Below are 24,611 nucleotides of genomic sequence, written 5' to 3' on the forward strand. Positions count from 1 at the left end.
GAGGACTGATGACGACACCCGATTACGACCTGCGCAAGGTCCAGAAGCTCCTGACGCTGATCCTGGCCGAGCTGGACCGGGTGTGCCGACAGATCGGGGTCTCCTATGCGGTCTACGGCGGCACGGCGATCGGCGCGATTCGCCACGGCGGCTTCGTTCCGTGGGACGATGACATCGACGTGATGATGACGCGCGCAGACTACGAGCGTTTCCTCGTCGAAGCACCCAAGCACATGGATGAGCGTTTCCGCCTGGATAACACCCGCACGTGCCCGGACTTTCCGTTCATGTTCACGAAGATGGTGATGCCGGGGACGCTTCTCGTCCCGGAGGCGGCGCGCGATTCGACGTACCGCATGCCGTTCTTCCTCGACATCTTGCCCCTGGATGAGATTCCCGAGGACGAGAAGGCGTTCCGTCAGATGTCGCGCGCCTCGTGGTGGTGGGGGCGACTCCTCTTCCTGCAGGGCACGCCCCGCCCGTACCTGATCAATCCCCCGGCGTGGAAGAAGGCGCTGATCTATTCGGCGACGACCGCGGCGCACCTGGGCCTCAAGGCATTCCGTGCCACTCCGCGCAGCCTCCAGGCCCGCTGGGAGAAGGCGGTTCGCCGCTACGAGGGGACTGGTACGGGCGTGTACGCCGACTTCACGATGCGCGACCCGCAGAACTGGATCGTTCGCGAGGAGGAGTTTTTCCCGACCCGCGACGTGCCCTTCGAGGACATCACGGTCATGATCCAGAATGAGTACGACACGCTGTTGCGGCGCGGATACGGCGACTACATGCAGTTGCCGCCGGAGGACAAGCGCTACAACCACGCGCCCGCGTTTATCGACTTTGGCCCCTACGACTCTCTCCTGTAGTTCTCTAGTACCTCTTTGATGATCGGACCCTCATGAGCGAAGCTGATTCCGCAACCCTGGCAGCCATTCAGCGCGTGACCAAGCGGTGCCTGGCCGAGATCGACCGCGTCTGCACACTCCTGGACATTCGTTACGTCGCCTACGGTGGGACGGCAATCGGGGCCGTACGCCATCAGGGCTTTATCCCATGGGACGATGACGGGGACGTGTGCATGCCCCGCCCGGACTATGAACGCTTCATTTCCGAGGCACCCACCCTCCTGCGAGACGAGTTCGTCATCGTGTCCCCCGAGTCCCACTCGGATTACCCGATTAGCTTCGGGGTGCTGGGCCTGAAAGGCTCGGAATTCATCTCCAAGGTGGCCAAGGACAGGCCATTCCGCATGCCGATCGGCGTCGACTTGTTCGTCCTGGACGAGATCGCCGAGGACCCGGCTCGTTTCCGCGCGCAGCTGCGCGGCACGTGGCTGTGGGCGCGCCTCATGTTCCTGCGCTCCATCCCCACCCCGCCCACCGGCCTGCCCACCCCCGCCAAGCAGCTTGCCGCAGCGGCGATGGCATGCACACACTGGGGGATGCGCGCGCTGCGCGTGAATGAGGCCTCGCTCTACCGCCGCTGGCTGCGCGCCGCCCTCAAGGGCCGTGAGAACCCCGTCAAGGCTGCGGATGGGACGACGCTCTACGGCGACTTCTCGACGCGCGATCCTCGTCGCTGGAGCGCGTCGGAAGCCGAGCTCTTCCCCGCACGCTCCGTTCCTTTCGACGACATCACCGTGCGCATCCCCGCTGCCTACGACGTCGTGTTGACGCGAGGCTATGGCGACTACATGCGCATTCCCGAGCCCGAGGATCGCGTCACGCACGAGCCGTATCGCATCGTCTTTGGCCCCCATGACCCCGGCCTCGACACACCGACCGAGGACGGCGACCTGTGAGCGACAAGGACACCACGGCCTCGCCCCCCTCGTCCCCCTCCGACGAGGCACAGGTCGAGGCCACCGAGGAGGCCCTTGAGTCGCGCGGCCAGCTGGGGCGTGACTACCTGTGGAACACGGCGGCCTCGCTCATGTCGAGTCTCGCGGTGGTCATCATGGGTGTGGCAATCATGCGATCGGGGGCCACGGATTCCTTCGCACGCGCCCAGTACGGACTGTTCACGCTGGCGCTGGCGATCGGCCAGCAGTATCAGACGGTCGGCCTGTACGAGGTGCGCACCTTCCACGTGACGGACGTGCGGCGTCGCTTCGACTTCGGCACCTACCTGTCGACACGCCTGCTGACCTGCCTGGTCATGGTCGGCCTCATCGCCTACCACTCGTGGAACGCGTCAACGAAGGACCCCTACCCCGCGTTCACGGTGATCGCCGCAATGGCGCTCCTGCGCATCTTCGACGCCTTCGAGGACGTGTACTACTCGGAGTTCCAGCGCGCGGGCCGCCTCGACATCGCGGGCAAGGCATGTTTCCTCCGCATCTTCACCACCACGTTCCTGTGGTCGGGCCTCTACTGGTTCACCCAGGACCTACTCACCTCGACACTCATCACGTTCGCGGTCACCTGCGTCGTGCTCGTCGTGGCGTACGGGCTGCCCGCGCGGGGTGTCTTCCCCCTTCTTCCCTCGTTCAATCTCCGAGGCATCGCGGGAATCCTGTGGGAGTGCCTCCCCCTGTTCCTCGCAGCTTTCCTCAACCAGTACCTGGCGAACGCGCCGCGCTTCGCGATTCATGCGGCGCTCGGCGACGAGGAGCTGGGAGTCTTCGCGATCATTTACATGCCCGCGGTCGCAATCAATATGCTCTCGCTCTTCGTGTTCCGCCCGCTGCTCACACGTATGGCGCTGCGTTGGGCCGAGGGCAAGCGCGGTGAGTTCTTCGCCATCGTACGTAAGGGCTTGCTGACGACGGCCGGCGCGTTCGTCATCGTCGCCGCTGTCACCTACGCGATCGGTTCTCCCCTGCTGACCCTCGTCTTCGGCACGGACGTGTCGGGCTACGTCGCCGAGCTCATGGTCCTCGTCCTGGCGGGCGCACTCAACGCGGCCAGCGTCATCCTCTACTACGCCCTGGCAACGATGCGTCGCCTGCATGCTGTTCTGGCAGTGTTCGCGGTGACCGGCGCGACCGCATACCTGATCGCACCCGCGCTCACACGGTCCTACGCCATGATGGGCGCGTCGCTGGCCTACGCCGCCACCATGGGCTTGCTTGCCCTCCTCTTCACCGCCGTCATGCTGATCCCCACCCGCCGCGCGCCCATCGGCGCCGAGCCCACTACCGACTGAAGGATTCCCTATGCGCATCGCGTTCGTCGTCAACAGTTACCCTCCGCGTCTGGGCGGCCTGGAGTCGCACATCTATCACCTGTCGGTGTCACTGGCGCAGCTAGGCCACGAGGTCTACGTCTTGACCATTTCGGATGAGCCGGGTCAGCGCACTGAAGAACACGTCGACATCCGAACGAAGAAGCGCTATCTGCCGGTCGCTGACATCATCAGCTTCCCCGCCGTGGGCGCAACCCGCTCGATCGCCCGCTTCTTGCGCGCCAAGCACATTGACGTGGTAAGTGTCCATACGCGCTTCTTCCCCATGAGCTTCGTGGGCGTGCGCGCAGCACGCAAGGCTGGCATCCCGGTCATCCACACCGAGCACGGCTCGGGATTCGTCGCATCCTCCTCGCCGATTATCGCTCCGGCCTCACGCATGGTGGACGTGACCATGGGCCGCTACGTCCTGCGCCACGCCGACCGCGTGCTGGGCGTGTCCGAACAGGCCGCAGCCTTCGCATCGCGCCTCGGCGGCGTCGACGCAGGCGTGTTCTACAACGCGATCACACCCCCCACGCCTCACGACGAGCCGATCAAGGACCGCCCCCATCACCTGGTCTTCGTCGGTCGCATGGTGCCGGGCAAGGGATGGGACACCTTTATCGAGGCCGTGGCGCAGCTACGCTCCAGCGGCCTGGAGGTCACGGGCGAGCTTCTGGGAGCGGGTGCCGATCTGGAGGCTGCACGCGAGCTCATTGCGGCACGAGGCCTCACCGATGCCGTGAGCGCCCCTGGCCGAGTGAGCGCCGACGAGGTACGTTCCCGTTTGGCGGGCGCCACCCTCGTCAATCCGACGGTCCTGTCGGAGGGTTTCCAGACGACTCTCCTCGAGACGTTGGCCGAGCGCGGCCGCGTCGTCACTTTCACGGTTCCGGGCGCACAGGTGCTGGCCGACCAGGGCCTTCCGGTCGTCATTACGCCCGAACGCACCGTCGATTCTCTCGTGGCGTCGCTGCGCACGTTCTTGGAGAACCCGCCTGCTCTGGGCGATCCGAGCCTGATCGACGCGTGGACGTGGCCGGTCCGGGCGCGCGAGTACGCGAGCATCGCGCAGTCACTGATCGAAGCCTGAATCACCCAAGCTCCGCGTGAGCGCGCGAGGCCTGCCCGCGGCTGCTCTGTGCGGCCTCCCGCCGCCAGACCTCCGTGCGGCCTCCCGCCGCCCGCGTCTTCTCGCCCGTGGCTGCTCTGTGCGCCGGTGGGCGGCGGCCCGCCCGCGAGATCGCCACACGCGAGCTTCGCTCGGAGTGCTCGATCTCGAGGCCCGCCCTGGCCCTGCCACCGCCCACCGGCACCGCAGCCACCCACCCAGCAGGCCTCGCGCCGCCCTCCAGTCGGGCGGCCTCTTACCCACCGGCCCTGCCACCACCCACCGGCACCGCAGCCACTTCCACTCCAGCAGGCCTCGCGCCGCCCTCCAAGCGGACCGGCAAAGGGGCTTTTGCGCCATATGAAGCCTTCCACCGGCGTGTCGCCGGCGTGTCGGAGTCCTAATGACGCCATTCCCCCCGTTGCATGCGAGCTGGGCGGGACCGACAGCGCTCTCCCTCAGGTCAGCCATACGACGGACGCCGTGTTCTCCTCACAGAGCGACGCCATGACGAGTATGTGCGGATAGGTTATCTCAACGCGAATAGGTTATTTCGATCCGGATAGGTTAATAACCTATCCGGATGCGCCTAACCTATCCGTAACGTCACAACCTATCCACATGTCACACGTTCATCACTGATCCACGCCGCCCCCACCAGCGCCGTCGCTCGCGGGCGCACGGAGCGCCAACGCTCACACCCTCCTCAACACAACCAACTGGCAGCGAGTCGGGCGACGTGCACTCCGATGTTGCGGTGTCGTCATCGCCCTTCCTATCCGTTCAACAAACAGGTGTACCCGGTGGGACGGCCTCCCCACCGGGCACACGGACGTGAACTATTCGTTCTCAGGAGTAGTCCTTCTGGAACTTCAGTTCCAGTTCCTCCAGCGAGTGGAACTTCGTCTCGGGGACGACCTTCCAGTAGAAGAGGAACGAGAGGAAGTTAATGGCTGCGAAGATCGCGTACGTACCAGCGCCACCGACGGTCGCCATGAGCGGTGGGAAAACAACGGCTACGAGCGCGTTGGCAAGCCACAGAGTACCCACCGCAATACCGAGGGCAGTGCCACGGACAGCGGCCGGGTAGATCTCGGAGACGAGAACCCAGGACACCGTTCCGGACTGCTTGATAAACACGAAGATGCAGACGATGCCAAGAACGAGCCAGGGCGCGAAGGTCGGGGCACCGGAGATATTTCCCTCGCCATCCAAGTAGGGGCTGATAAAGACTGCAAACACGGCAGACAGCGCAGCCAGAGAAATCGTGATGCCGAGCTCTTGATACATACCCACGTGACGGCGAGCGAAGCGGGCGACGAGCCACAGGCCGACGGCAGAACCGATCGCGGAGATACCACCCGAGACGACGTTCAGGGTGATCGCGTCTTCCATGGGAACACCGGCGGCGTTGAGGATCTTCGGCGTGTAGTACATGGCCGTGTTGATGCCCGTCAGCTGGTCGGCGATACCCAGGACGATACCGATGTAGAGGAGCTTGCGTGCCCACTTGACCTTGAGAATCTGGGACAGCGACCACTTTTCCTGAGCAGACTCTGCACGCTGAACATCAAGCATCTCGTTGATCTCGCCAGCGACGTCATCCTTCTTTTCGTCGCGCACACGTTTGAGGGAGCCGATGGCCTCGACAATGCGCAGATTGGCGGCGTACCAGCGCGAGGACTCGGGCACAGAGCGGATACCGATCCACAGGGCGATAGCGGGCAGCGAGCACAGGATGAGCATGTAGCGCCAGGTCAGACCATTGCCCGTGCCGGCGACATCCGCAATATTGACGGCGGCCTGGACGGTCTCCCACGCGACAGACGTGCCAGCGTGGCCGAGCACGTGCCCGGATGCATCCACGGCATCACCGGTCAAGGTGACAGTGGGACCACCCTGCATGTGAGCGATGACAGCGTTCATAGAGAAGGCCAGGAACTGGCCAAAGACGATCATCATCTGATCCGTCGCGACAAGGAAACCGCGCAGCCGCTTGGGAGCAGTTTCGCTGAGGAAGACAGGAACCGTCGCGGAAGCGCCACCAACCGCGAACCCAAGGATGATACGCGCCAGGTAGAGGACCCAGATGTTCGGGGCAATCGCGCAGCCGATGGCACCGAACAGGAAGATGATGGCGAGCAACGTGATGTTATGGCGGCGACCAAAGCGGTCGGAGAGGCGTCCGCCGAAGAACGCACCGGCGGCAGCACCGATGCACAGCAGGCCGCCGACCCAGCCTTCTTCGAAGGTGGTCATGTTCAGACCGCCAGCGCCTCCGGGCATGTACATGTATGGCAGGGCGCCAGCGACAACGCCGGTGTCATAGCCGAAGAGGAGAGAGCCCAGCGTCGCGATGGCGGCAATTGCGCCCAGGGAGCGCTTCGCACCGGAAGCGGGGGTCTTCTCGACGAGCTCGCGCACCCTGTCGGGCGTGTAGTCGTCAATCGTTGGAGTGTGTGGCATATGGTTCTCCTCTGCACTTCCTCGTCGGAGCGATCCGGATGAACGAGACAGCACCTTTAGCATAATGCCGCGCCCGTGTACGCACCGCTTCCCGGCAGATATCAGACGGACGACGGTCGCACCCCTTGAGGATATCAAGGTCAAGGCGCCCGCAAACACCTCGTCGCCGGCGCACTCAAGCCCACACCTATGGCTGTATAGCACGGAGGGCAGGAACGGCGTCCCTACTCCTCCACTCAGGAAGCTGCCCCTTCAGGAGTTCAACGCCGTCGCGCCCGGTGTACTGGTTGGACAGGAAGCGAATGATCGCCAGTGCGACCGTCAGGCGCGCGGTTCCCTTGTAGTCTTCGTTGCTCGTGGGTAATCCTTTCGCGGCTTTCTTACATGTCCATGGGGAGGCGCCCTCTTCCAGGTGTACCCAGGTCGCGCGGATCCAGTGGTGGGCCGGGTTGTCGGGGGGCAAGCCACACGAGGTCCTCGTTCAGACCGGCCATGACGTTCAGGTAGTACATGTCGTAGCCGGGGGCTGCGACGCAGGGACCGAGGTAGCCGTGGCGCACGGGGGGCAACATCGCCGTCGTAGACCTCGCAGCACACGTCGACGCGGACCTGGCTCTTGCGCTAGTAGGCGTCGTCTTCACAATATGCGCTGTTTTGGAGTGGAAAGATGTCGATGCCTGAACGCCCATTGTCATAATTTCGACATAGTGGCAGTCAAAGAACATGAGCGTGTCCTTCCCCTCCATCAGAGTAGCCCGTTAAGCTGAGGATCCAAGGGCGCACTCGACAAACAATCGTCACGCTTTGTCCACACAATATGCAACAGAACATCGCCCCCCTCCAACATCAACACTGATACCATGTAACCATATTTAATTAACACGTCATTGCGCCGCACACGAAGGTTTGACATGTCGAAAGCATCGCCCACCTCGGAGAACACCCCCTACGTTCCAGACATCACGCTGGACCGTTCCTCCCCCGTGCCGCTGTACTTCCAGATTTCAGAACCCATCGCACAGCTCATCAACTCCGGCGCCCTGCCTGCGGACACGCGCCTGGAGGACGAACTGTCTATGGCTGCGCGACTGCATGTCTCCCGCCCCACGGCACGACAGGCGCTCCAGCGCCTCGTTGACCGCGGCCTCCTGACGCGCCGCCGCGGCGTCGGTACAATCGTGTCCCCGCGCCACGTTCACCGCCCCATGGAGCTCACCTCCCTCATGCGCGACCTTGTCAACGCCGGCCACAAGGTCCACACGACGATCCAGCGCTACGAGGCGCGCCCTGCCAACGCTCAGGAAGCCGACGTCCTCAAGATCACCGAGGGAACACTCATCGTCCACATTGAGCGCACGCGTTTTGCCAACGACGAGCCGATCGCCGTGCTTACCAACTTCATCCCGACGGACATCGCGCCGACCATGCAGGAGCTCGAGTCCGCCTCCCTCTACGACCTGATGCGCGAGCGCGGGGTCACCCTGGCCTCGGCCCGCCAGGTGATCGGCGCCCGCAGCGCGACAACAAAGGAAGCCAAGCTCCTGTCCGAGCACCGCGGCGCCGCCCTACTGACGACCCAGCGCACGACATACGACCCCTCGGGACGCATTGTCGAGTACGGCGACCACATCTACCGCGCATCGCGATACTCCTTCGAGGCTAGCCTTTTCGCCCAGTGACAGGGTATTGATACTTTGTCCTAATAAATCGTCGAAAGCCAGAAGCAGTCCCCGTAGACTTGTTGTTTGCCGCGAGAGTCGGAAGCAATTACGAAGAAGTGCTTACACCCCATGACACCGCCCACCACTTTGCTCTTACCTTAAATGACAATTGCGCAAATCTGATTACACGAGCAAAACTCGTAATTGTTCGGGGTGCATGATCATGGACGCAATACTTCCTTCAGCGCCTCATCCAGGGAAATTTCCGCTCCAGCGATCATGCCTTCCAGGCTCTCGAGCGTGTGATGCGAGGGCCCCGCCAGGAAGGCGACCATTGCACCCACCTCGGACGCGTCCACGCCCATGCGGGCGGCCCACGCACGCCGGTACAGGCGCAGCTGAGTCACGAAGTACGCGACCTTGTCCGGCTTGGTCGCCGCGCTCACCGGGCGTCCACTCTTCCAGTCGACGACCAGGTAGCGGGGACCGTCGCCGCTGACTCGCTCGAACACGGCGTCGATGCGCCCCTGGACGGACACTCCGCCCACCTCCACCGAGAAGGCCTCCTCGATCGCAACGGCCCGATAGTCCGCGAGTTCCTCAGACACAAAGACTCGGAAGTTCGCGCGCAGGCGCTCGAGACGCTCACGCTCACCATCCGTCAGCAGGGCCTCGTCAGCTCCGTCGCCACCGCCGGCCAGCACGGCATCCTCACCCGCACCCACCTCGTTGCCCGCGGTGATCTCCGAGGCCGGATCCGCGCTCGCGAGGTGAAGCTCGCGCTCCACCCACGCGTGAAACACCGTGCCCAGCGCGGAGAACGAGCTGGGGCGAGCCGGCATGGGTCGGCGCATATCTCGCGCGAACTCATCCGCGTCCTGCAGGAGGGCCGACACGGAGGTCGCGGGAACGCGCTCCGCCCACAGATCGAGGACGGGCGTCTGCCGGGACAGGTGGTATTCCTCGATGAGAGCGACCGTATCGCGCACCGCGGGGTCATCCCCCAGCTGCGCCAAGGCCTCGTAGACGTCCTGATCCTGAGGCATCGCGTCGATCTGCGCCTGCACTGCTGCAGCGGCAGCCGCAACGCGCTGACGCGAGGGACCCGGCTCCTGCGGGAAGGTCTCAAACACCCGCACAACCGCGCCCTGTTCACTACCTTCCTCGGCCTGGGGGACAGGCATCATCAAGCACCTGCCCTCCCCCACCGAGGACTTCACGGCGTGGTCACGCCACCGCCCGTTGGACCACATCTGCGGGTCTTCGATGGCACCGACCGTGCCCGACGAGGCGCCAGGCGTGTGCTCGAAGAGCTGGGCACTGGCATCCATCAGATAGCGCGACGGATGCGTCACCTTCTTATTGAACCCAGACGTCCAGGAGCCCACCAACAGCTGAGCGCTGCGCGCACGTGTCATGGCCACGTAGGCCAGGCGACGCTCCTCGCGCTCCGCGTGCTCCCCGAGGGAAGCACCGTACTCGCCCTCCAGCCACTGCTTGAAGGCAGTCGACGGATTCTTTGCCCCCTCAACGTCGAACTCAAAAGGCGGCAGATCTGCTCGATCCCCTCGCAACGGATGCGGCAACGAGCCGGCGTCGGTCACCCATGCCTTGTTCGCGGGAGGACCATCCGTCCACGGTCGACTCTTGCTCTTGTACAGGGGGAACGAGCCATCGGCCAGCCCAAACACCACAACCCCATCCCATTCAAGGCCCTTCGAGCCGTGGACGGTCAGGATCTGCACGGCGTTCGGGTCCGGCTCGCCCAGCGGAGCATCCAGTCCGTCCTCACGCTTCTCCGCCATGTCCAGATACGCCAGGAAAGACCCAAGGGACGCACCCGGAGTCTCTTGCTCGTAGGCTGCAGCCACAGAAATGAACTCATCGAGTGCGGCGCGGCCTCCCATCGACAGTGGGTCCGCAATCACGTCGTCCAAGGTGCCCATGATGAGGATCGCGCGCTCGACCTGCTCGGTGATCGAACGCCCCACCCCCTCACGGACCTGACGCAGTCGCTCAGCCAACAGGCGCACGCGGCGCACCGCCTCCTCGCTGATCGCAGGATGTCCCTCGGCCGCCCACCCGGGCTTCGGAGGGGAATCCACCGCATCCAAAAGGATCGCCTGATGAGGGTGAACACCCTCCTGACGTGCCAGGAAACGCGCCCAGTCACCCAGCGCCATCAGGTCGGCCGCACCCAGGTCAATGCCAGCCAGCAGACGAGCCAGCCACGGGGATGCCTCCACGTCGTATGCCAGTTCCAAGGCGGCGCGCACATCCTGCACGGCAGGCTGATCGAGCAGACCACCCAGGCCCACGATCTCCGTCGGGATCCCAGCCTCACGCAGGGCATCGTCGATCAACGGAAAGTCCCGACGCTGCCTGCTCAACACGGCGACGCTGCGCCGCTTGCCGTCCTTAACCGGTTGCGAGCGCACCCGCTGCACGAAATCGACCATCGCGCCGAGCGCCTCGTCGTAATCCTGCGTGAAAGCAATGTCGACGGCTCCGGGCCCCGCCCCACCCCGGGGAACCAGGACGGGGGACTGCGCCTTGAGCTCCTGCTTGCCCACCTGGAAGGAGGGCACCTCACGCAGGGGCGCCGCCACCCTGTTCGCAGCGTCCAGGATCGACACGTCGTTACGCCAGGCAGTCGACAGGGTGAGGGTCTGACTCTCCTCCGCCTCACCCGTCTGGAACCGATCCAAGAAGGACTCAAGGGACGAGGCCGAGGCACCCCTCCAGCCGTAAATCGCCTGATTCGGGTCTCCCACTGCGGTGACCGCATGATCTGAGAAGAGCATCGACAGCAGTTCCATCTGGATCACCGAGGTGTCCTGGAACTCGTCGAGCAGGACCGCGCGGAATTCCTCGCGCAGGGACGCACGAACCGCCGGCGCCTCGCGCACGATACGCGTGGCGAGGACCAGCTGATCGGAAAAATCCAGGACGCCCATCTCGCGTTTCCGCTGCTGGAAGGCGGCGATCGAGCCCAAGAAGGCGATGCGACGCGAGTTCACATCCATGGCCTTGCGAGACTTCTCGTTCCCGCGCCCCACCTGCTCGAGCTCGCGCCCAAACTCCTCCAGGGCCTCGCGCGCACTCTCCACTGTATAGCCGTGCTCCGCAATTTCGCCCGCGAGGTGCAGGACCTTTCCAACGACGCCGGCCGGGGTGAGCTCATCATCCAGGTCGGTGGGCCACGACTCAACGATCTGCGTCATGAGGTCGATCGCCCCGGCCTCGGACAGCATCGAAAAATCCGGATCGAGGCCGATGCGCATACCGTGCTCGGAGACGATGCGCTCCGCGAAGGAGTTGTAGGTCAGCGCCACCGGGTCCTCGTCGAGGCGCTCACGCAGCTGGGGCATCTCGCGAGAGAGCAGTCGGATGCGCTCACGCAGGCGCTCCCCCAGCTCGCCGGCGGCCTTGCGCGTGAAGGTGAGGCCAAGGATCGACGACGGGGTCAGGTCCGGATGGTTCGCCAGGAGCCAGAGGACCCGCATCGACATGGTCTCGGTCTTGCCCGACCCGGCGCCCGCGACGACGAGGAGCGGGCGGCGCGGAGCCTCGACCACGCGCACCTGCTCGGGCGTCGGCGTCTTCGTCGCGTCGACGATTGCCTGGATCTGCAGGGCACCAAGATTCATCGCTCTGTCCTTTTCCACGTCACTCCACCACCTTGTGGCCGCGCTCGCGTGCCGGGCACAGCCGATCGAAAGAACAGTACGCGCAGGCCGCATCCGAGGGACGCGCCTCAAAGTAGGGGCCTCGCGCGGACGCAGCGACCTCACGAACCTTGTTGCGCCACTGTGCAAGCGCCTCACCCTGCAGTGGCTTCTGATCGAACGTCTGAGGCTTCTTCTTCGTGCCGAGCAGCGCGATGCGAGCGCCCGCAACGTCCTCACCTGAGGCAAGAAGCGCCAGCTGGTAAGCCGCCAGCTGCGCGTTCTCGTCAACCTTTCGATACGGATCCGAATTGCTCCCCGTTTTGAGGTCCGTCACGCGCACGCCCTCATCAACGTACTCGATGCGGTCCATCCGGCCCCGGATAGTCACACCTTCAACCTGCGCCTCGACCTTCTGCTCGACGTCCACCCTGCCGGGAACGCCCACGAGGTATGACGCCAGGTTCTCAACGATGGCACGCGCACGACGATCCGAGTGCCGCCCCGCCCACGTGTCCAGGTTGTAACCCAGCTCCTCGATGCGAGCCTCGAGCGCCTCGGTGAGTTCCTCCGGCGTGCCGTGCGGGTGCTCCTCGGCCACGGCGTGAATCAGGGTACCGAGGCTGGCTGCCGCGTTCGATGGGCCATCCGCTCCGATCGTGGTGAGGAACCAGCGCAGCGGGCACGCCAGCGCGCGCTCGAATTGCGAGGGAGACAGCGTGAGCTCACCCGCGTACTCCTCATCAGTCGTGGGCGTACCGCCCGCACCCAGCCACCGCTGCGGCTGCGCAGAGAGCACGTCTTCGCGCGCCATCAGGGCCAACAGGGTGGCGGCGAGCTGAGCGTCAGCCGGATCGTCAGGTTTTGCCGCACGCGCCCGCAGGTCCGCGATGTGCCCGGACAGGGACAGCGGTGCCTCGACCGGATCCACCGGCACAATGTCGTTCTCTCGATGGGTGCCTGCCAGGCGCGCCACCAGGTCGAAAAACACCGAGGGCGCCGCGTCCTCCGAGCGCACCGCACCGGCGTGCACGATGCTGCGCGAGCGCGTCACGGCCGCGACGAAGAGGCGATACTCGTCGTCCATCACCGCGCGCCGAGCTGCCCTCGTCGAGTCGATGAGTTCCTCGCGCCCATCCTCGCCCACGGCGACGCGGCCCGCGCCCACGTCCGCGAGGAGGTCGGCGCGCAGGATCCGGTCGCGCAGGCGCAGGTTCGGCCAGGCCCCGTCCTGCAGGCCCGCGAGGACGACGACCTGCCAGTGGCGCCCCATCGCCTGCGCGGGGGTGAGGACCTCGACGCCGCCCGGGCGCACGCCCACGCGCGAAATCGTGTCAATAGGGACCGAGCCAGCCAACAGCTCGGAGGCGAAGCGTACGGCCGAGCCGGCCGGGTTGCGCTGCTCCCACACGTCGGCGACGCGCAGGAGGGCCACGACGGCGTCGAGTTGGTCGTCGTACCAGCCCGACGACTCGTCCGATGCGATGGCCCGCGAGCGCCACTCATTGGCCACCCCGGACGCCTCCCACAGGGACCACAGGCGTTCCTGGGGGCGCGCGCTGCCGCTCATCCCCAGCTCCCACAGGCGCGCGGCGGTCTCGAGGGGCCGCGCGAGCATTGCTGCGGCGCGGGCGCGCTTGCCGCCCGCCTGCTCGGCCTGCTCCAGGTCGGGCCGCCAGGTCTGCGGGTCACTGACAAGGTCGGCCATCGTCAGAGGAATCGGCGTGGTCTCCTCTCCGGCCTCCTCCGCGGCCTGGGCACGTGCGGCGTTCAGGCGGCGCAGCAGCCGGTGGACCGCGAGCGCGTCAGCGCGCACGAGGGGCGAAGGCAGGAGGCGCTCGGCGAGCTCGCGGCGCACGGCCACGTCCGTGTCGCTCTGGCCCGTCGGCATGGTCACGAGGTCCAGGAGCAGGCGCGTGGTCGGCTGTGTTGCAAAGTCGAAGGCGCGACTGCCTCCCGCGACGGGCACGCCGCCGCGCTCCAGGTAGCGGCGTGTTTCGGCGACCATCGACGCACTGCGCACGATGACGACCTGATCCGAAAAGTCAATGCCGTCGTGCAGGTGGTGGGACCTGAGGGCGCGCGCGATGAGCGCGCCCATCTGCGAGGGCGTCGCACCCAGGTGCGTGAACAGACGTCCCTGGGAGGCATCGTCTGCGACGTCGGCCTCGCGCCGGGCGGGCGATCCGGACTGTGCGATGCGCGCGCATGCCTGGCGCGCCAGCTCCCGCACGGCGCGGGACATGTCGTAGACCTGGCCCAGCTCAGCGATCTCGACACCAAGAGCACTAGCAAGCCTGCGGTCCAGGTGCGGCTCGCCGCCGCGATATCCGGCCACGGCCACATCGGAATCCGAGAAAGCGACGATCCGCGCGCCCGCGTCGCGGCAGGCTTCCAGCAACCTCAGCGTCGAAGGCGTGCAATCCTGCAGGTCATCGACGATCACCACATCGGGCACCGGGCACGGCGCCTGCACACCGCGCTTCGGCGCGTCCTGCTCCCATGCGTCAATCAGGTCGGCCGCGAGCGCCTGGATACGCGACAGGTCCACGCGCAGGGTGCGCGGATACTCCGGGGAACGCTCGGGCCCCTCCTCCAGCGCGGCGACTATCGCGCCCGCACCCTGCCACTCCGGACGGCCAAACCGGACCCCGGCCTCGGACAACTCGGCCGCGTCCATCCCAGCCTCGCCCGCGCGGGCCACGAGGTTACGCAGCTCAGCGCGGAACGCCGGCATCGCGCGCATCTGCGGGCCAATGTCCTCGGGCCACGGGGCCTCCACGGACTCCAGGGCCTCGGCGAGCATCTGGTCCTGCGCCGCGCCCGTCACCAGCTCGACCCCCTCCAACGGCACGTCGCGCTGGGTGCGCCAGGTGGCCACCACCTGATAGGCGAAAGAGGCGGGGGTACGCACCGGACGCACCGTGTCCGGGCCAAGCGCCTGCGCGCGCGGGGTCAGCACATCGGCACGCGTGCGATCGGGAGCAAGAATCATCGCGGAGCGGCCCTGGGAGGCCGCCTGCTCGAACACGGCCAGGGCACACGTCGAGCGGCCCGACGACGGCGCGCCGCGCGCAATCACGTCGCCCGAGCGCGCCGCGTCCACAACCGCACGCTGGCGCGCGTTCAGCTCCGGCAGACGCCACCAATCGGCGCTGCGGCTGCGCAACCTGACCTGAATTTCGCTCATAACGCAATACTCGCAGACCCCACCCACATCTGCGGCACATATGATGGGCGTGACGACATTTACCAGCAAGGAGTCATCATGGAGATCCTCATCGGCATCCGCGGCAACAAGAACCTGCTCGGCTTCGACGTCGACATGACCGAAAGCGAGCTCACGGCCAAGGTCAACGAGGCCCTTGCCTCCGATCACGGCGTCCTCGACCTCACCGACACCAAGGGCCAGCGCACCCTCGTGCCCGCCCACGCCCTCGCATACGTGCAGATCGCCGCCAAGACCGAGCGCCGCGTCGGCTTCGCAATTCACTGAATCGCGCCCAGACGAACGAGGCCGGGGAACCCGAGCGGTCGCGATACCGCCCGAGGAACCCCGGCCTCGTCTCTATCCTGTGGCCTCAGGCCTTCAGGTGAATGTCCTTCATGCGCTCCCCGTGGCGCTTGATCACGTACTCCGTGATCTCGTCGACGTTCTCCGGGGACGCAGCCAGCGACGGGTAGGTGAACAGCGTCGCGCGCACCAGGCCGAGGGCCTCGCCCGCCACGCGGCGGCCCCACAGGGACAGGCGCGCCGACAGCTGCTCATCCGCCTCGATCTGCGGGCCCAGGTGCGCGCGCACCCAGTGCCCCTGCTCGAAGGGCCACACGTCCTCGATCCCCTCAAACAGACCGTGCACCTGCGCGACGCGAATCAGCATGTCGCCCAGCATGCCGCGGGTAATGAACGTCTTGACAGCGCGCTCCGCGAACGTCGTCGGACGCGTGCGCGCATCCAGATCGTCGTACGCGCCCGAGAACGCATCACCAGCCGCCAGCAGATCAAAGCCGCGGTGCTCACTCCACAGCTCCAGCTGCTGGTAGAGCTTGAAGCAGCGCGCCGCCATGCGCGCATGCTCCACGTGGGCCTCGAACGTGGGGGCCTGCTCGCCGTCCTTCGCCAGGCGCGTCATGAACGCGAGCGACGAATAGGCGAGAATACCAAGGACTTCGGCGTCGTCGGCGGGGACGGATTCAAACTCGTGTGCCATGACTCCAGCATAGTGCCTGACAAGCTCCACGGCCCGCCGCATGGGACCCTGTTCTTCCCGATTAGTGCCTGTCTCTGTGACCAGCCCCTCCCCCGCGAACTCCTCACACACCATTACACTGAAAGGTGACCACCGGAAGACCGGTCGCATTCTTGAGACATAACACGTACGCGCGGACGAGAATCCCCGCGCCAGATAATGCGCGATCGGCACCGACCCCAACCCCGGAAAAGCCCGGGAGACAAGGTAGATCGTGACCAACACGAGCACTGAGGCAACTGTGCCCACCACCGACGTTGACACCACCGAGAAGGCCACCCCGGCCTCGTCCGTCGAATACTCCGCAGGCGTCGTCCGCCTCGGCAACATCAAGCCCGCAGCCCCCGAGGTCGAAGAAGCCACCCCGGACATTTCCGGCAAGGGCGAGGATCTCGACAAGAAGTCCTTCGCCGACTTCGGCGTCACCGACCCGATCGTCGACGCCCTCGAAGACAAGGGCATCACGCACCCCTTCCCGATCCAGGCCCTCACCCTCGGCCCCGCGCTGGACCGCCACGACATCATCGGCCAGGCCAAGACCGGCACCGGCAAGACCCTCGGCTTCGGCATCCCCGTCCTCGAGGACGTCATCGCGCCCGACGAAGAAGGCTACGAGGACCTCCTCAACCCGAACAAGCCGCAGGCGCTCATTATCCTGCCGACCCGCGAACTCACCAAGCAGGTCGCCCAGGACCTGCGCGAAGCCGCCAAGTACCTGTCGACCCGCATCGTTGAGATCTACGGCGGCGTCGCCTTCGAACCCCAGATCGAGGCTCTCGAGCGTGGCGCCGACATCGTCGTGGGCACGCCCGGCCGCCTCATCGACCTGCTGCGCAAGGGCCACCTGCACCTGTCCGGCGTCGAGACCGTCGTCCTCGACGAGGCCGACGAAATGCTCGACCTGGGCTTCCTGCCCGACGTCGAGACGCTGCTCAGCCGCGTCCCCGAGAACCGCCACACCATGCTGTTCTCCGCCACCATGCCCGGCCCCGTCGTGGCCCTCGCCCGCCGCTTCATGGTCCAGCCCACCCACATCCGTGCACAGGACCCCGACGACCAGAACCAGACCGTCAACACGGTCAAGCAGGTCATCTACCGCGTTCACGCCATGAACAAGGTCGAGGTCGTCGCCCGCATCCTCCAGGCGGAGGGCCGCGGCCGCACCGTCATCTTCTGCCGTACCAAGCGCACCGCCGCCCGCCTCGGCGAGGACCTGACCGCCCGCGGTTTCGCGGTCGGCTCGCTGCACGGCGACCTGGGCCAGGGCGCCCGCGAGCAGGCCCTGCGCGCCTTCCGTAACGGCAAGGTCGACGTCCTGGTCGCCACCGACGTCGCCGCGCGAGGCATCGACGTCGACGACGTCACGCACGTCATCAACTACCAGTGCCCCGAAGACGAGAAGATCTACATCCACCGCATCGGCCGCACGGGCCGCGCCGGTAACTCGGGCACGGCCGTCACCTTCGTCGACTGGGACGACACGCCGCGCTGGTCGCTGATCTCCAAGGCCCTGGGCCTGGGTGTGCCGGATCCGCTCGAGACCTACCACACCTCCCCCCACCTGTTCACCGACCTGGATATCCCGGAGGGCACGACCGGTCGTCTGCCGCGCGCCAAGCGCACGCGCGCGGGCCTGGACGCCGAGGTCCTCGAGGACCTGGGCGGCTCCGCTCCCCGCTCCGAGGGACGAGGCCGTGGCGGCTCGCGTTCGGGTTCCGGTGGCTCGCGTGGCGGCTCACGTGGTGGCCGCGGTCGTTCGTCGCGTGGTGGTTCAGCTGCTTCCTCCGACGCGTCGCGTTCGCGCGGGTCGCGTCGCGGCTCCCAGGACGGCGATCGCACGCTGAACGCCGGCAAGGGCGGCCGCTCCGACCGCGGCACGCGTGGCCGTGGCCGCGGCGAGCACTCGCAGCATGCGGGTGAGGCATCTGAGGGCGCACCCCGCGCCCGCAAGCGCATCCGCCGCCGCAAGGGCGGCGAGTGAGGCGCTAAGCGTCGCACTGATACGACATGAGGAGGGGTCCGAGCCGAAAGGCTTGGGCCCCTGCTCTGTTTGGGGCCTCAGGGCGCGGCAAGATTCAACCTGATCGGGAACATTCAACCCGTTAGCGAAGATTCAACCAGATCAGAAGGGGTTGAATCTTCCCGATCGGGTGTAACACCTCATCGGTTACAAGCTTGTACGCGGGTTTCCTCGCTGACACTGCACATGCCGGCGTCCAACTGGGCCCGGCCAGGCAGCGCTGCACCCGATCCGTCGCGCTGCACCCGATCCGTCGCAGTGCACCCGATCAGAAGGGGTGTAATGCCTACGGATCGGGTGCACCACCTCATCACTAACAAGCTTGCGCGCGGGTTTCCACGCTAACACTGCACATGCCGGCGTCCAACAGGCCCTGGCCAGGCAGCGCTGCACTAGATACAGCAGCGATGCACTAGATAGGAGAGCATTGCACTGACTGCTATCCAGTGCAATGCTGCGCTAACTAGTGCAATGCCACCCAGCCACAAGCCCCGTCGTGGAACTGGGCGACGCCTACGACCCCCACCGACGCTCAACAGGCCCAGGCCATGCAGTGCTGCACCACTTAGGGAGCATTACACCAGTTAGGGAGCATTACACCACCTCCGAGCCGGTGTAATACCTCTCTAAGTGGTGTAACACCACTTAGCAACAAGTACACACGCGGCGGCACTGCCCCATCGGCAAGCCCAAACGCCAGGCGCCAGTCTAACCGCCCCAGCTCACTCCCCCTCGGACACCCCACCCCCGTGCTTCGCGCGCTCCGTGAGGACGCGCTCGACGACGCGCGGCAGGCGGGTGGGGGTGTCGCGGTGGCGGCTCATGGTGAGGAACAGGCGGATGCGAGTCAGCGGCGAAACGCGCACAGATTCGGGCCAGCGCGCGGCCACGTACTGCACGGCGTCGGCGACCTCGAGACGCCGCGTCGAGTTGCCGACGCGCACCCACAGCTCGGCCTCGCCCTTGCCCTTGGGGCCCTTGAGGTACACGGGGCGCGTGGACGGCGGGATGGTCACCCGGCACACCTCCTGGCACTCGTAGCCCTCCTGGGGGTCCGAGGCCTCGGCGAAGTCGAGGAGGGGCAGCGCGGCCGCGTTGGTCCCCAGGCGCTGGCCCCACAGGTCGCGGATCCACAGCTCGAAGCGGTCGGCGTCCGGTGTCTTGAGGGTCGCGTAGTCGGGGCCTAGCCCGATGAGTCGCCCGTCGTCGTCCACGCCGATGAGCAGGGTGCCGCCGCCGGAGTTCATGAACGCGGCGACCGTCTTGGCGATGACGGTCTCCATGGCGTCGTCGCGCTTGCCGGCGCGCATGTTCCAGCGGGCGCTCGACTTGAATTCGAGGGAGTCGGATTCGCCGCGCTTGGCGACCTCGGCGATGGGGTCGAGGCCGGGGCGCGGGTGCAGGTACGCGACGATCAGGGAGACGATGACGACCACGACGAGGGCCACCGCCGCGGCCACGCCGATCATCGCGGGGCGCCACATATCGGAGGAGGAGAAGATCCAGCCTGCGACCAGGAGGCCGCCCCACAGGCCACCCAGGCCAGTGAGGGTCGCCGAGGCCGTGGACATCGTCATGCGCGAGGCCAGGAGGCGCCGCACGACCATGCCGATCACCCAGGCGATGACGAGAAGGAGGACCTGAATGCCGATCCACCGTAGCAGGTCGGGGTTCTGGGGTGTGGCCCCGAAGCGGGGTCCCTCAGCGGTCATCTGCGCTCCTCACACAACAAGTCGGCGGCGGGATCGGATGTCACAACCCTATCCCACCGCCGACTACCCCTCAGCGCATCACGCCATCAACGCAAGGACGTGTGCTTCTCGATCGAGCGAGAGGCCCACAGGCCCATGATCAGGGCGAACAGGGGCACGAGGACATAGGAGCCGATGCCGATGACGTTCGGCTGGCCCTCGGTTCCCATCGTCGCGCGGTACGAGGTCCACATGATCTCTGTGGAGAAGTGGCCGTCAGTCGTGACGGACAGCGGAAGGAAGAACGTGCCAATCGTGGAAAGCACCTGGCTCACGATGTACAGCAGGACGAAACCAATGATGGGAGCGCCGAAGCCGAGGTGGTTGAATCGTCCTTCAGCGCCGATCGTCATGGCGGCGCAGGCCTGCACGACCCAGGACATCGCAAGGATGACCTGAACGGCGATCATGAGGACCACGGTGGAAGTGGGAACTCCGGCCACGAGCGAACGCGGTCCGGCGGTGTACTCCGCGAGGCTAATGCCGTCGCTCCACGCGGCGGCCGAAGCGACGGCGAGGATTCCGCCGACGGCCAGTGCGAGGGCCAGAAGGCACTCGATCATGATACGGGTGTTCTTCGCCCAGAAGACGACCTTTCCGGAGATCGGCAGGCTCATCGTAAAGTAGCCGCGCTGCCCGTAGAGGGTCTTCCAGTAGTCGGCCAGGGCCGCGATCGCGCAGGCGACCGGCGTGAGCGCACAGAGGGCGTATGCGAGGACAGCGGTGGAGCCGCTGATCCCCGGCAGCCCCGCGGCGACGATTCCCGACGCAACGGCAATAGTGACGATAAACGCCCCGAAGGAACGCCCATCCGCGACGGCGCGCGACCGGATTTCGTAGGCAAGCAGTTTGGTGTACATCAGCGGTACTCCTTCCGGAAGATGGCGTCGAGGGAATCGCCGTGGGAGGCGCGCAGGTCGTCGGCGTCGCCCTGCAGGAGGACCTGTCCGTCCTTCATGAAGATCGCGTAGTCGACGAAGTGCTCGATGTCGGAGATGAGGTGGGTGGACATGATGAGCAGCGAGGCGGGGTCAAATTCGCGCAGGATGCCGTCGAGGATGACGTCGCGCGTCGCCGGGTCGACACCGCTAATGGGCTCGTCGAGCAGGTACACGCGGGCGCGCCGGGACATGATGAGGCTGATCTGGAGCTTCTCCCCCATGCCCTTGCTCATCTCGCTGAGGCGGCGGTCGGTGGGCAGTCCGAAGAAGTCGACCATCGAGGCGGCCTTGTCGGCGTCGAAGTCGGCGAAGAACGTGGAGTAGACGCGGATGGCGTCCGCAGCGGTCCAGTCGGTGTTCAGGAACTCGGCGTCGGGCAGGTAGGAGACGATCGCCTTGGTGGCGACGCCGGGCGCGTGCCCATCGATGGTGACGGTTCCCTCGTAGTCAGAGAGGACTCCGGCGAGGATCTTGAGCAGCGTGGTCTTGCCACAGCCATTGGGGCCCATGAGGCCGACGATGTGCCCGGAATCCAGGCTCAGGCTGTAGTCACGCAGGGCGGGGGTCGCTCGGTAGCTCTTCGTCAGGCCGGTGACCTGGACGAGGCCGGGGACAGCCGCGCTCGCGCCTGTGGGTTGGGTGGTCATGAGAGTATTTCCTCCTGGTTTACAGGTCCGCGTTCCAGCGTTCATCGACGAGGCCGTGGGCACCTTCAACATCGACGCCAAGGGCTCGGCAGGAGCGGATGAAGGCGTCTGCTGCGGCGCGCGCATCCTCCTGGCGGAGGGCGTGGAGCGCCGTGTCGTCGGTGGCGACGAATCGTCCGGCCGTCCGCTTGGAGACGGTGAGGCCTTCGTCGTCGAGGGCGGCGAGGGCTCGCTGGACGGTGTTGGGGTTGGTGCCGGCCTCGATGGCGAGGTCGCGGACGGAGGGGATCTTTTGACCGGGTTTCCACGTGCCGTCGGTGATACGGGCGCGGAAGCTGTCGGCCAGCTGGATCCAGATGGGGCGGGTGTCATCGATGCGCATCGACGTGTCCCTCCTGTCTTTCTGTATTAATACACTAATACAATGACACAGATACCTAACTGTGTCAACCCACTAATACAGTTGGCTCACAGACCGATACAACCACACACCTTCGAACAACAAGAGAGGCCCGGAACCATGCGGTTCCGGGCCTCTCCTACGCGAATGCGTCAGTCGATCGGCTCACCCTCGATGTGCCAGACCTCGCGAGCATAGTCGGAGATCGTGCGGTCCGAGGAGAAACGGCCGGAGCGGGAGATGTTCGCCCACACGCGGCGGTTCCAGGCCTTCTGGTCGCGGTAGTCGGCGGCCATGCGATCCTTGGTCTCGCGGTACGCGGCGAAGTCGCCCAGGACGTAGTACACGTCGGCCGGGTCATAGCCACCCTCGAGGATCGAGTGGCGCACGTCGTGGAACCAGCCGGAGTTGGAGTCATCGAGCGTGCCGTCGGTCAGGGCGTCGATGACGCGCTTGAGGCCGGGGACGTTCTCGTAGTGCCAACGGGGGTCGTAGTGACGACGCAGCTCAGGCAGCTCATCGTCGGTCGCGCCGAAGATGTAGGCGTTCTCGTCGCCCACGGCCTCGAGGATCTCGACGTTCGCGCCGTCGAGAGTACCCAGGGTGAGGGCGCCGTTCATCATGAACTTCATGTTGGACGTGCCCGAGGCCTCCTTGCCGGCCATCGAGATCTGCTCGGAGACGTCGGCGGCGGGGATGATGTGCTCGGCGGGCGAGACGTTGTAGTTGTGGACAAATACGACCTTGATACGGCCGTTGATATCCTCGTCGTTGTTCACCAGCTCCGCGATGGCGTTGATGAGCTTGATGATGGCCTTGGCGCGGATGTAGCCGGGGGCAGCCTTGGCACCGAAGATGAACACGCGGTTGGGGGTGTCCAGCGTCGGGTCGTCCTTCATGCGGAAGTACAGGTCCAGGACGTAGAAGGCGTTGAGGAGCTGGCGCTTGTACTCGTGCAGACGCTTGATCTGCACGTCGAAGATCGAGTCGGGATCGATCTCGACGCCCTCGCGCTCCTTGACCCAGGCGGCGAAGTCAACCTTATTGGCATGCTTGATCTCAGCCAGGCGCTCGAGGACATCGTCAGTGCCGGCCTCGGTGAACTTGGACAGCTCGGTGAGGTCGCGGACCCACGCGTCGGAGCCGGTGACCTCGTCGAGGAGGGCGGCCAGGCGGGGGTTGCACTGCTTGAGCCAGCGGCGCGGGGTCACGCCGTTGGTCTTATTGTTGAAGCGCTCGGGCCAGATGGCGTGCCACTCCTTGAGGGTGTCGCGCTTGATGATCTCCGTGTGGAGGGCGGCGACGCCGTTGATGGAGTAGGACGCGTAGCAGGCGATCCAGGCCATGCGCACGGTGTTGCCGGCGACGGGGGCCATGTAGTCGATGGTGCCCTGGTCGAGGCCACGCTCGGCCATGTCGATGCGGAAGCGACGGTCGATCTCGCGGACAATCTCGGCGATGCGCGGGAACAGGCGATCGAAGATGTGGATATCCCAGGTCTCCAGGGCCTCGGCCAGAACCGTGTGGTTCGTGTACGCGAAGGTCTTGGAGACAACCTTCCAGGCCTCTTCCCAGCCGAGGCCGTGCTCGTCCATGAGGATGCGCATGAGCTCGGGGATGGCGAGGACCGGGTGGGTGTCGTTGAGCTGGACGGCGTTGTACTCGGCGAAGCCGGTCAGGTCGGTGCCGTGGTGACGCACGTAGTTGGCGACGATTTCCTGCAGGGAGGCGGAGCAGAAGAAGTACTGCTGGCGCACGCGCAGGACCTTGCCCTCGAACGTGGTGTCGTTGGGGTACAGGACGCGGGAGATGTCCATGGTGCGCTCACGGTCGACGATGGCGTCGGTGAAGCGCTGGGAATTGAAGGCGTCGTAGTCGAATTCCTCGATGGGCTCAGCCTTCCACAGGCGCAGGGTACCCACGTTCTTGGTGCCGTAGCCGGTGATCGCAATGTCGTAGGGAACGGCGCGCACGGTCAGGTCGGCGTAGGAGACGATGCGGGAGCGCTCTTCACGGCGGGTGACGAAGGGGTAGCCCTCCTCCATCCACGGGTCCGGGTGCTCGGTCTGGAAGCCGTTGTCGAAGAGCTGCTTGAACAGACCGTAGCGGTACAGGATGCCGTAGCCGCGCACGGGCAGGTCGAGAGTGGCGCAGGAGTCCAGGAAGCAGGCGGCGAGGCGACCGAGGCCACCGTTACCGAGGGCAGCATCCGGCTCCTCTTCGAGGACCTGGCCGAGGTCGAGGCCGTAGGCGGCGAGGGCTTCGCGAGCCTTCTCGACGAGGCCGAGGTTCGACAGGTTGTTGAGCAGGGCTCGGCCCATGAGGAACTCGGCGGAGAAGTAGTGTTCCTGACGGCCCTTGGCGTAACGCTCCGTGGTGGCGGCCCAGTTATCGGCGATCTGATCGACGATTGCGGCGGAGAGCCCCTGCCACACTTCCATCAGGGTCGAATCTTCAACGGGGCGTCCAGAGGTCGCGCGCACATGAGAGGGCAGCGACTGCGTCAGATCCAGCGTCATACGATTTCC

General features: G+C 65.7%; 16 protein-coding genes and 1 pseudogene. 7 read left to right on the forward strand and 10 right to left on the reverse strand.

Annotation, left to right across the window (positions count from 1 at the left end; genetic code table 11):
• Positions 1-8 precede the first annotated feature (8 nt).
• Genes CYJ22_RS03470 through CYJ22_RS03485 form a run of 4 tightly spaced genes read left to right on the forward strand, consistent with a single transcriptional unit; the run spans position 9 to position 4,261 of the window.
• A complete protein-coding gene (locus CYJ22_RS03470) occupies positions 9-866 on the forward strand; it encodes a LicD family protein (RefSeq protein WP_009054786.1) in 858 nt (285 codons plus the stop codon).
• A gap of 32 nt (positions 867-898) precedes the next feature.
• A complete protein-coding gene (locus CYJ22_RS03475) occupies positions 899-1,801 on the forward strand; it encodes a LicD family protein (RefSeq protein ID WP_101601122.1) in 903 nt (300 codons plus the stop codon).
• On the forward strand, positions 1,798-3,147 hold the full coding sequence (locus CYJ22_RS03480) for a lipopolysaccharide biosynthesis protein (protein ID WP_101601124.1): 1,350 nt from the start codon (positions 1,798-1,800) through the stop codon (positions 3,145-3,147). Before CYJ22_RS03475 ends, CYJ22_RS03480 begins: the two co-directional genes overlap by 4 nt.
• A 10-nt stretch (positions 3,148-3,157) precedes the next feature.
• Complete coding sequence (locus CYJ22_RS03485; RefSeq protein ID WP_009054782.1) at positions 3,158-4,261, forward strand: glycosyltransferase family 4 protein; 1,104 nt, start codon at positions 3,158-3,160, stop codon at positions 4,259-4,261.
• Between the two features lie 867 nt (positions 4,262-5,128).
• Here the strand turns inward: CYJ22_RS03485 and CYJ22_RS03495 are convergent.
• Entirely contained in the window at positions 5,129-6,745 is a 1,617-nt protein-coding gene (locus CYJ22_RS03495) for an MFS transporter (RefSeq protein WP_101601129.1), read from the reverse strand.
• A 418-nt stretch (positions 6,746-7,163) separates the two neighbouring features.
• Positions 7,164-7,348: pseudogene (locus CYJ22_RS03500) on the reverse strand (5-deoxy-glucuronate isomerase); the annotation flags it as partial.
• A 308-nt stretch (positions 7,349-7,656) separates the two neighbouring features.
• Here CYJ22_RS03500 and CYJ22_RS03505 point away from each other — a divergent pair.
• Positions 7,657-8,424, forward strand: a complete 768-nt coding sequence (locus CYJ22_RS03505; RefSeq protein ID WP_009054075.1) for a GntR family transcriptional regulator — start codon at positions 7,657-7,659, stop codon at positions 8,422-8,424.
• Between the two features lie 203 nt (positions 8,425-8,627).
• Here the strand turns inward: CYJ22_RS03505 and CYJ22_RS03510 are convergent, their stop codons facing one another.
• Positions 8,628-12,056, reverse strand: coding sequence for an ATP-dependent DNA helicase (locus CYJ22_RS03510; protein WP_101601132.1), 3,429 nt, complete (start codon positions 12,054-12,056; stop codon positions 8,628-8,630).
• Between the two features lie 19 nt (positions 12,057-12,075).
• On the reverse strand, positions 12,076-15,264 hold the full coding sequence (locus tag CYJ22_RS03515; protein WP_101601134.1) for a PD-(D/E)XK nuclease family protein: 3,189 nt from the start codon (positions 15,262-15,264) through the stop codon (positions 12,076-12,078).
• A 78-nt stretch (positions 15,265-15,342) separates the two neighbouring features.
• Between CYJ22_RS03515 and CYJ22_RS03520 the strand changes: the two genes are divergently transcribed.
• Complete coding sequence (locus CYJ22_RS03520) at positions 15,343-15,570, forward strand: DUF3107 domain-containing protein (RefSeq protein WP_101601137.1); 228 nt, start codon at positions 15,343-15,345, stop codon at positions 15,568-15,570.
• Between the two features lie 85 nt (positions 15,571-15,655).
• On the opposite strand, the gene CYJ22_RS03525 is transcribed toward CYJ22_RS03520, so the two are convergent.
• Positions 15,656-16,285 (reverse strand): ferritin-like fold-containing protein, encoded by a 630-nt coding sequence (locus tag CYJ22_RS03525; RefSeq protein ID WP_009054087.1) that lies wholly within the window; start codon positions 16,283-16,285, stop codon positions 15,656-15,658.
• A 253-nt stretch (positions 16,286-16,538) separates the two neighbouring features.
• Between CYJ22_RS03525 and CYJ22_RS03530 the strand changes: the two genes are divergently transcribed.
• A complete protein-coding gene (locus CYJ22_RS03530; protein WP_009054095.1) occupies positions 16,539-18,305 on the forward strand; it encodes a DEAD/DEAH box helicase in 1,767 nt (588 codons plus the stop codon).
• Between the two features lie 761 nt (positions 18,306-19,066).
• Here CYJ22_RS03530 and CYJ22_RS03535 read toward each other — a convergent pair.
• From CYJ22_RS03535 to CYJ22_RS03555, 5 genes are all read right to left on the reverse strand, one after another.
• Complete coding sequence (locus tag CYJ22_RS03535; RefSeq protein WP_101601139.1) at positions 19,067-20,056, reverse strand: AlbA family DNA-binding domain-containing protein; 990 nt, start codon at positions 20,054-20,056, stop codon at positions 19,067-19,069.
• A gap of 86 nt (positions 20,057-20,142) precedes the next feature.
• Positions 20,143-20,955: a hypothetical protein gene (locus tag CYJ22_RS03540; RefSeq protein ID WP_101601142.1), complete on the reverse strand. Its 813-nt coding sequence runs from the start codon at positions 20,953-20,955 to the stop codon at positions 20,143-20,145.
• Positions 20,955-21,683 carry an ABC transporter ATP-binding protein gene (locus tag CYJ22_RS03545; RefSeq protein ID WP_101601144.1) on the reverse strand — a complete coding sequence of 243 codons (729 nt, stop codon included), beginning with the start codon at positions 21,681-21,683 and terminating at the stop codon, positions 20,955-20,957. Before CYJ22_RS03545 ends, CYJ22_RS03540 begins: the two co-directional genes overlap by 1 nt.
• A gap of 19 nt (positions 21,684-21,702) precedes the next feature.
• Positions 21,703-22,065 carry a GntR family transcriptional regulator gene (locus tag CYJ22_RS03550; RefSeq protein WP_101601146.1) on the reverse strand — a complete coding sequence of 121 codons (363 nt, stop codon included), beginning with the start codon at positions 22,063-22,065 and terminating at the stop codon, positions 21,703-21,705.
• Between the two features lie 170 nt (positions 22,066-22,235).
• Positions 22,236-24,602: a glycogen/starch/alpha-glucan phosphorylase gene (locus CYJ22_RS03555; protein ID WP_101601149.1), complete on the reverse strand. Its 2,367-nt coding sequence runs from the start codon at positions 24,600-24,602 to the stop codon at positions 22,236-22,238.
• Positions 24,603-24,611: the final 9 nt, after the last annotated feature.

Origin of the sequence: Schaalia odontolytica (assembly GCF_002847525.1) — a bacterium.
Lineage (GTDB): Bacteria > Actinomycetota > Actinomycetes > Actinomycetales > Actinomycetaceae > Pauljensenia > Pauljensenia odontolytica_B.